This is a genomic window from Mesorhizobium sp. WSM4849 (genome assembly GCF_055811385.1).
In genome coordinates this window covers 1-6,469 of the sequence record NZ_JBVVPW010000075.1, presented here as the reverse complement: position 1 = coordinate 6,469, position 6,469 = coordinate 1, and the positions used below count along the sequence as shown (strand labels likewise).

At 56.4% G+C, this 6,469-nt stretch carries 4 protein-coding genes and 3 pseudogenes; 2 read left to right on the top strand and 5 right to left on the bottom strand.

Annotation, left to right across the window (positions count from 1 at the left end; genetic code table 11):
* Positions 1–899: 899 nt before the first annotated feature.
* The 4 genes and pseudogenes from AC0L3L_RS36010 to AC0L3L_RS35995 all read right to left on the bottom strand — a co-directional run.
* A pseudogene (locus AC0L3L_RS36010) lies at positions 900–1,210 on the bottom strand (DDE-type integrase/transposase/recombinase); the annotation flags it as partial.
* Between the two features lie 133 nt (positions 1,211–1,343).
* A complete protein-coding gene (locus tag AC0L3L_RS36005; RefSeq protein WP_473642102.1) occupies positions 1,344–2,087 on the bottom strand; it encodes an amino acid ABC transporter ATP-binding protein in 744 nt (247 codons plus the stop codon).
* A 163-nt stretch (positions 2,088–2,250) separates the two neighbouring features.
* Entirely contained in the window at positions 2,251–3,225 is a 975-nt protein-coding gene (locus AC0L3L_RS36000) for an amino acid ABC transporter permease (RefSeq protein ID WP_473642100.1), read from the bottom strand.
* A gap of 59 nt (positions 3,226–3,284) precedes the next feature.
* Positions 3,285–4,118: a transporter substrate-binding domain-containing protein gene (locus AC0L3L_RS35995; RefSeq protein ID WP_473642098.1), complete on the bottom strand. Its 834-nt coding sequence runs from the start codon at positions 4,116–4,118 to the stop codon at positions 3,285–3,287.
* A gap of 315 nt (positions 4,119–4,433) precedes the next feature.
* Between AC0L3L_RS35995 and AC0L3L_RS35990 the strand changes: the two are divergent.
* Positions 4,434–4,975: pseudogene (locus AC0L3L_RS35990) on the top strand (IS5 family transposase); the annotation flags it as partial.
* A gap of 287 nt (positions 4,976–5,262) precedes the next feature.
* Here AC0L3L_RS35990 and AC0L3L_RS35985 read toward each other — a convergent pair.
* The gene (locus AC0L3L_RS35985; RefSeq protein ID WP_473642097.1) at positions 5,263–5,769 is read right to left on the bottom strand and encodes a thioesterase family protein; all 507 of its coding nucleotides are present in this window, start codon (positions 5,767–5,769) and stop codon (positions 5,263–5,265) included.
* A 199-nt stretch (positions 5,770–5,968) separates the two neighbouring features.
* Here AC0L3L_RS35985 and AC0L3L_RS35980 point away from each other — a divergent pair.
* Positions 5,969–6,319: pseudogene (locus tag AC0L3L_RS35980) on the top strand (helix-turn-helix domain-containing protein); the annotation flags it as partial.
* Positions 6,320–6,469 lie beyond the last annotated feature (150 nt).

Sequence of the window (6,469 nt, the reverse complement as noted above, 5' to 3'; positions counted from 1 at the left end):
TCTGCATGTTCCAATGTCATGGCCCGAAAAATCCATGTTCATCGGCCTATTGCAAGGTGCCTTGGTGCACCGCTTACGGTCACTGACACGCGTTCCACAGAAAGGGTTCGGACCGAGATCGGAAAAAATATCGGAGAAACGTAGTAAGCGGTGCACCGCTTACCGATCAATCGGCTCCATGAAGTTGTAAGAGCGAGGCGAGTGATGGCGAAACCGGTCAGGCCGGGAGCAGGGACAACCCACCGTCAGTCCGAGGCATCATAGCCTGACAAGCAGATTGGGACCTTGTTCGCCTGCCCCATCAGGGCCAGCAGTCTCCAATGGCTGAACCAACAGGCCGGACAGAAGACTGCACCCGATCAACGCGCCAGAACGTCGAATTCCCTCTTGCAATGCGGGAGCCATCCACAGAGGACTGACGGATCAAGCTGATCTTCTGGGATGGCACCGGCGTTAGACGGCGAGTTCCGCTGGCCAAAAGGTTGAGGACGGGGTAATGCGGCTGACGGCAGCGCAATTGTCGGCGCTGCTCGCTACCCATAACAATACCCCTCCTCGTGAGGCTGATGTTCCCTGAGATCGACGCGATCGATGCCGTGTTCGCGCAGCTTGCGTATCGCCTGCATGAACGTTTCGTCGTTGGGAACGAGATAGCGACCGGCGGGATCATAGGACGTCAGGAGGCGGCCGCGCCGGAGTTGGGTGTAAATCCATTTCGGCGGGATGCGCAGTCGCGCAGCCAGCTCCGTGACGGAAAGCCGTCCTTCGACCTTGGGCCAGCGGGTGCGCTGCCGCGCGGTCTTGATTCGATGGCGAAGACGGACGCCTTGAACCGTGCTTGGGGGCACTTCATCGACGCCTGCTGACCGACTTCTGAAGAAGCAGGGTCTGCCGCCAAAGCGCCTGGCGGCCTTGGTGTTGCGACGCTGGACAATCTCGTCGAGCACAGATCCGTCCTGATCAACCGCTTCCACAACCAGCATTTTGACCGTTGATGCGAACCACCACTTCATCCAGGTGCCAGACATCGCCTTTCGTTGGTGCCTTGCGGCGTATGCTGCGCGCATGATCAGGGCCGTGCTTTCGGCACCATCGGCAGATGGTCTCATAGGAAACAGCGCAAGCTCAGATTGAAGCCGAAGTAGAGCCAGACAGCACGGGCCACGATTTCGATCGGATAGCGGTGGTTCTTGTAGGTCGGTGCACTCATGGTCGTGGGGCGCGCTGGTACCTCAATTTCCTTACCGCCCATCAATGTGACGGCACCTCTGGAATCATTCTTCCCCACTCACCTCGGAAGCACGCCCCCTACAACCCGCACTCTCCGCCGAACGGCACAATAATCAGTGCGACAGTATTTGGCTGAGGAATAGCTTTGTTCTTTCGTTTTGTGGATTGGTGAAGAAGTCGTTCGGCTTGCCCTCTTCGACGATCTGTCCTGCATCCATGAAGATCACTCGGTCTGCGACGGCACGCGCGAAGCCCATCTCGTGCGTAACGCAAACCATGGTCATGCCGTCGCGCGCGAGACCAGTCATTGTCTCGAGCACTTCAGCGACCATTTCCGGATCGAGCGACGAGGTCGGCTCGTCGAACAGCATGACCGTGGGCTCCATACAGAGCGAACGGGCAATGGCAACACGTTGCTGCTGTCCGCCGGAGAGCTGGGCAGGATATTTGTTCGCCTGCTCCGGAATACGCACGCGCTCGAGGAATTTCAGCGCGAGCTTCCTTGCCTCGGGCTCTGGCACGCCCTTGATCCACATCGGGGCGGCCATGCAGTTCATCAGCACCGTCATGTGCGGGAACAGATTGAAGTGCTGGAACACCATGCCGACGTTCTTGCGAACTTCAGCCACGTCGCGCATTTTGCTGTGCAACCTGATCCCGTTGACGGTGATCTCGCCCTCCTGATGCGCCTCGAGCCGATTGAAGCAGCGGATCAGTGTCGACTTTCCCGATCCGGAGGGGCCGCAGATAACAATGCGTTCGCCTTTGCGGACGGTGAGGCTGACGCTAGTCAATGCTCTGAAGGCGCCGTACCACTTCGAAACGTTCTTCGCTTCGATAATCTTTTCCCCACTCATTGTCGCCTGCTCATGTCCTGGTGACTCTCGATACGACGCTGGTTGTATGCGCGACAAATTGGCAGAAGCCTCCGAAGCCTTGCCCCTATTAGGGACGTTTTTCAGTTGATGTATCCTGCTAGTCGTCATCGCACGTTGCTCCCGTCGCTTACGTTGATGACGCTCATCTTACCTTGCTCCGCGCGAAATAGCGCTCGATCCTGGATTGAATCACCTCGAGGCAAATGGACATAATCCAATAGATTACCGCCGCGGTGATCAGCATCTCCAAGTAATGAAAGGTCGGCTGGCCAAGCGTGCGAGCAAGGAATGTCAGTTCCCACACGCCGAGGACCGAGACGAGCGAGCTGTCCTTCAGCATCCCGATGAACATGTTTCCCATTGGCGGAATTATTACGGGAAGCGCCTGCGGCAAAATGATCTTGCGCATCGTGAGGCCAAAGCCGAAACTCATGGATCGGGATGCCTCCCACTGACCGCGGTCGATGCTCGCAATACCGGACCGGAAGATTTCCGTCATATACGCACCGATGCATAGTGAAAGCGCCAATATGCCTGATGGCACGGCATCAAGCACAATGCCCAGTTGGGGCAGGCCGAGATAGATCAGGTAAACCTGCATCAGAAGCGGCAATCCGCGGAAGAAGGAAGTGTAGAAGCTGGCAACCCCGTAAGCGAAGCCATTGCTTGACAGTTTCGCTATGGCGGCAACGATTCCGATAGTCGATGCGAAAACCAGTGAGATCGCCGAAACATATAGTGTCGTCACCACTCCCTGCGTGATCAGGAAGGGTATCTTTTCCCAAATAAAAGGCAGATTTAGATCGAATACTTTAACGAAAGCGATAAACAGAACGAGCAGTTCGAGCCACACAATGCCGATTTGCACTTTCAGCGACGCAAAACCGATCAGTACCAGGTTAAAGCAGAACACGACCGCAATCACAAAGGCAATCGCGAAGCGCCCGTAAAAGCCGCTCTCCAACGGCTCGCCGATGACAGGCCGCATGATTTCGCCCATAATGGTGCCCGTGAGGTCAAACATAAGAAAAACTGTGAGAACAACTGCAAAGACCGAGGCTATAAACAACGGCTTGTGGACGAGTACTTCGGATTCAACGGTATCCTGATAGAGCATGTGCAGCCTCCCAAAATAGCGGCCCCGGCCCGGCCGGGGCCGCTATAGTTTCGTGAACCTTATTTTTCGACGGAGCGATCCACTCCATCGTACCACTTCATCGACAGCTTGGAGAGAGTACCATTATCCCTCATGCTCTGGATCGCGGCCGCAATCTTGTCGTTAAATTCCTTGTCGCCGCGCATAATCGCGATAGCCCCTGGAGTGGAGTACAGCTCGCCAAGCACCTTGAATGGATAGCCGGCCTTGATCGCGTTGCGCGCAAGGGCTTCCTCATAAAGGACCGCATCGAGGCGAACACCATCGCCGAAGCGAAGGTCCTCAAACGCAGTGCCTGAGTAGGCCTTTATCTCGCCTGCCTTGAATTTGAAGTCTAGAGGTTTAGCGCCGGGCCAGTCGGCTACCAGGGTGTTATTGGCATAGTACTCGGTGTTGTCGCCTGAGCCGATGCCCACTACTTTGCCGTTGAGGTCCGAAAGCTTGGCAGCCTTGCTATCCTTGTGGACGATCGCGATCACCCGCGAGTAAACATACACAGCCGGGAAGGCAAATTTTTTGGTGCGCGCCTTGGATGGTGTCATTTGACCCATGGCCATATCCCAACGTTCGTTCCAACCGCCTGCAGCGATAAGGTCCCAACCCGGCGTTATGAACTTGACCTGCACGCCCAGGTATTCCGCGATTCCCTTCGCGACGTCGATGTCGTATCCAACGAGCTCTTTGTTGTCGTCCAGGGACGACATCACCCCCCAGTCCGTCCCGACCGCCACTGTCAGCGTCTTTGTGTCGAGCACTTTATCGAGTACAGCGCCGGCATTGGCCGTAGCCGACCAAGCCACGGAGGCAACTGCGAGCGAGGCTGCAGCGGCCATCATTGTCATAAGCTTGTTCATGCGAATGTTCCCTTCATTCTTGTCTTGCAAAATTACGATCCGACCGGTTCTCCATGCTTGAGCAAAGAGCGCGCCGGCCGATCCATTCCAACCTAATTTCACCGGCCAGTAGGTTGACAGAACATTATCGATATGATGCCCATCTTGACCTTAGATGGCTATCGGTCCAGCGCCTCAACGCGGCATTGCGGGGATCGAGCTGACCAGCACTTGATGATCACCTGCCTAGGCGGCGCAAACTCACAAACTGAGTTGGTTTTGTGACGAGTTCTGATTCAAGGCTTCTTTTGGAGGCTTGAACGCGTTGTTACGCCATGGCGCAAAGCCGGGGTCTGGATCGGCTTGCTGGCGGCGGTTTCCAAGGCTTTTGACGGTGAGATCATCATGATCGACTCCTCCTGTGTCCGCGTCACCAGCACCCGGCCACGGCAAAAATGGGGGTGATGACGATGGTTGCATGGGACGTTCCCGCAGCGGTCTCACCACCAAGATCCATGCGCTTGTCGATGCCGAAGGGCGGCCAATCGATCTCGTCCTGACGGCCGGACAGGCGCATGACGGCAAGTCCGCTCTCGCCATGCTCGACGCCCTCCAGCCCGATGCGATCCTTGCTCGCCGACCGTGCTTACGACAGCGACGCCATTCGCGGCCTCGCCGCAGAGAACGGAGCGTGGGCCAACATCCGCCGAAGAAAAAAACCGAACCGACAGCTTTTTTTCAGCGCATGGGCCTATAAACAGCGCAACCTCGTCGAGCGATACTTCATCAAGCTCAAACATTTCAGAGGCATAGCGACCCGATACGACCGCGATCCGCGAAACTTTCTCGCAGCGATCAAACTCGCTTCAGTTCGCATAGGGTTGCGGGCTTATGAGTCTGGGCCAAGGGCGTCAAACTCAATTTCTATATCCCCATCATCTGGTCTTGATAGTGGAGGTCGATCTAAAAAGGGCGACCTCCAGCAAGATTAGACCCAGGCGCTCCCGCCGGCCGGGTCGATGCCTCGCCGACCGGCAGGGTGAATCGTGGTGAACGATATCGCAGCGCTCGCATTACTAGCGATGCATCTCGTCATACCCTTGCAAGCGCAACCAGAGGAGCCCATCGTGAGAAAGCGATCTGGGTTTCAGCAGCGAAGAGCTGTCTATTCCACCAACCGCATCCCAACCCCAACTGACCGTCCCGCTCCATCGGGCACGGCGAGATTTGCATGAGCATCCAGCAAAGGCTTGAGCCTTGTCATTATCTCCGGGAGGGGCACTATGGAACGTCGCTCACTTGACGAGACATGGAGCATCAAGTTTTCGTAGGTCGCCAACAATCGACCATCGGAGTCTTTGCGCAACCACATGAAGGTATGGACCTTCTTGCCATCCGATGGAAGCAATTGAGCGTCGACGTGCAAAATGTCCCCAAGCTTAGCTTCGGCGAGCAATCGGACATGGCTCTCTACCGTATAGTAGCTGTGCCCCCTTTTAACATAAGCGCTGTCGACCCCAATTTGCTGGAGAAGCGAATCGGAGGCTGCCGCGAAGCACTGAGTATATCTATACTCTGTCATGTGCTCATTATAGTCGATCCAATCGGCCACAACTTCCAGTATCAGAAGCTTCAACGTCTGCCCGGCACTAAAATTATTACTTAACTGCATATCTGATTTTTCCTTCCCGTTGGGGAAATGAAGCACTCATTCGTGAGCTTCTTTTTCAGTTCCAAGCTCTCTGCAACGACATGGACGCATCTCCGCGCGTCGAATGCGTGAAAAAAGTTGTTGCAAGCTAGTGGTTTCCGCCCGGCATAAGAGTCCTGGGTGGGATTCCCTTTTGCCTATGCGCATGCGAATCTGGCGCATGCGCACAGGAATATCTCTCACCGTCTCGCCTTCTGAAAATCGGCGACTGGCTGCCCTGGTCAGCGACCGCAACAGTCCGCAGAGGCATGTCTGGCGCGCCGAGATCGTGCTGTTGAGCGCCGATGGTGTCGGTACCGTCGAAATCATGCGGCGGACCGGCAAGTCCAAGACCTGTGTCTGGCGCTGGCAGGAGCGCTTCGCTGAGGAAGGCTTTGAAGGGCTGCTGCGCGACAAGACGCGGCCCTCGCGCATTCCGCCGCTCGGCCCGGATGTCGCCGAAGGCGTGGTGGCGCTCACGCTCGAAGACCCGCCCGCCGAGACGACGCACTGGACGGCCGACATGATGGCGAAGGTAGCCGAGGATTGCCCGTGCCTCGGCAGGTGTGGCGATGCTGGCGCCCATGCGCTCGATGATCCCAACAGCATTGTCAACGAGCTCGGCATTGGATGCCAGCACCCCACGTCGGAGATAAATGTTATCTTCCAAACCTACCCGGAC

What these genes read in the sequence shown, in the direction of transcription:
- AC0L3L_RS36005 (WP_473642102.1), bottom strand. Translation starts at nt 2,087, where the DNA reads ATGAGTGGGGAAAAGATTATCGAAGCGAAGAACGTTTCGAAGTGGTAC.
- AC0L3L_RS36000 (WP_473642100.1), bottom strand. Translation starts at nt 3,225, where the DNA reads ATGCTCTATCAGGATACCGTTGAATCCGAAGTACTCGTCCACAAGCCG.
- AC0L3L_RS35995 (WP_473642098.1), bottom strand. Translation starts at nt 4,118, where the DNA reads ATGAACAAGCTTATGACAATGATGGCCGCTGCAGCCTCGCTCGCAGTT.
- AC0L3L_RS35985 (WP_473642097.1), bottom strand. Translation starts at nt 5,769, where the DNA reads ATGCAGTTAAGTAATAATTTTAGTGCCGGGCAGACGTTGAAGCTTCTG.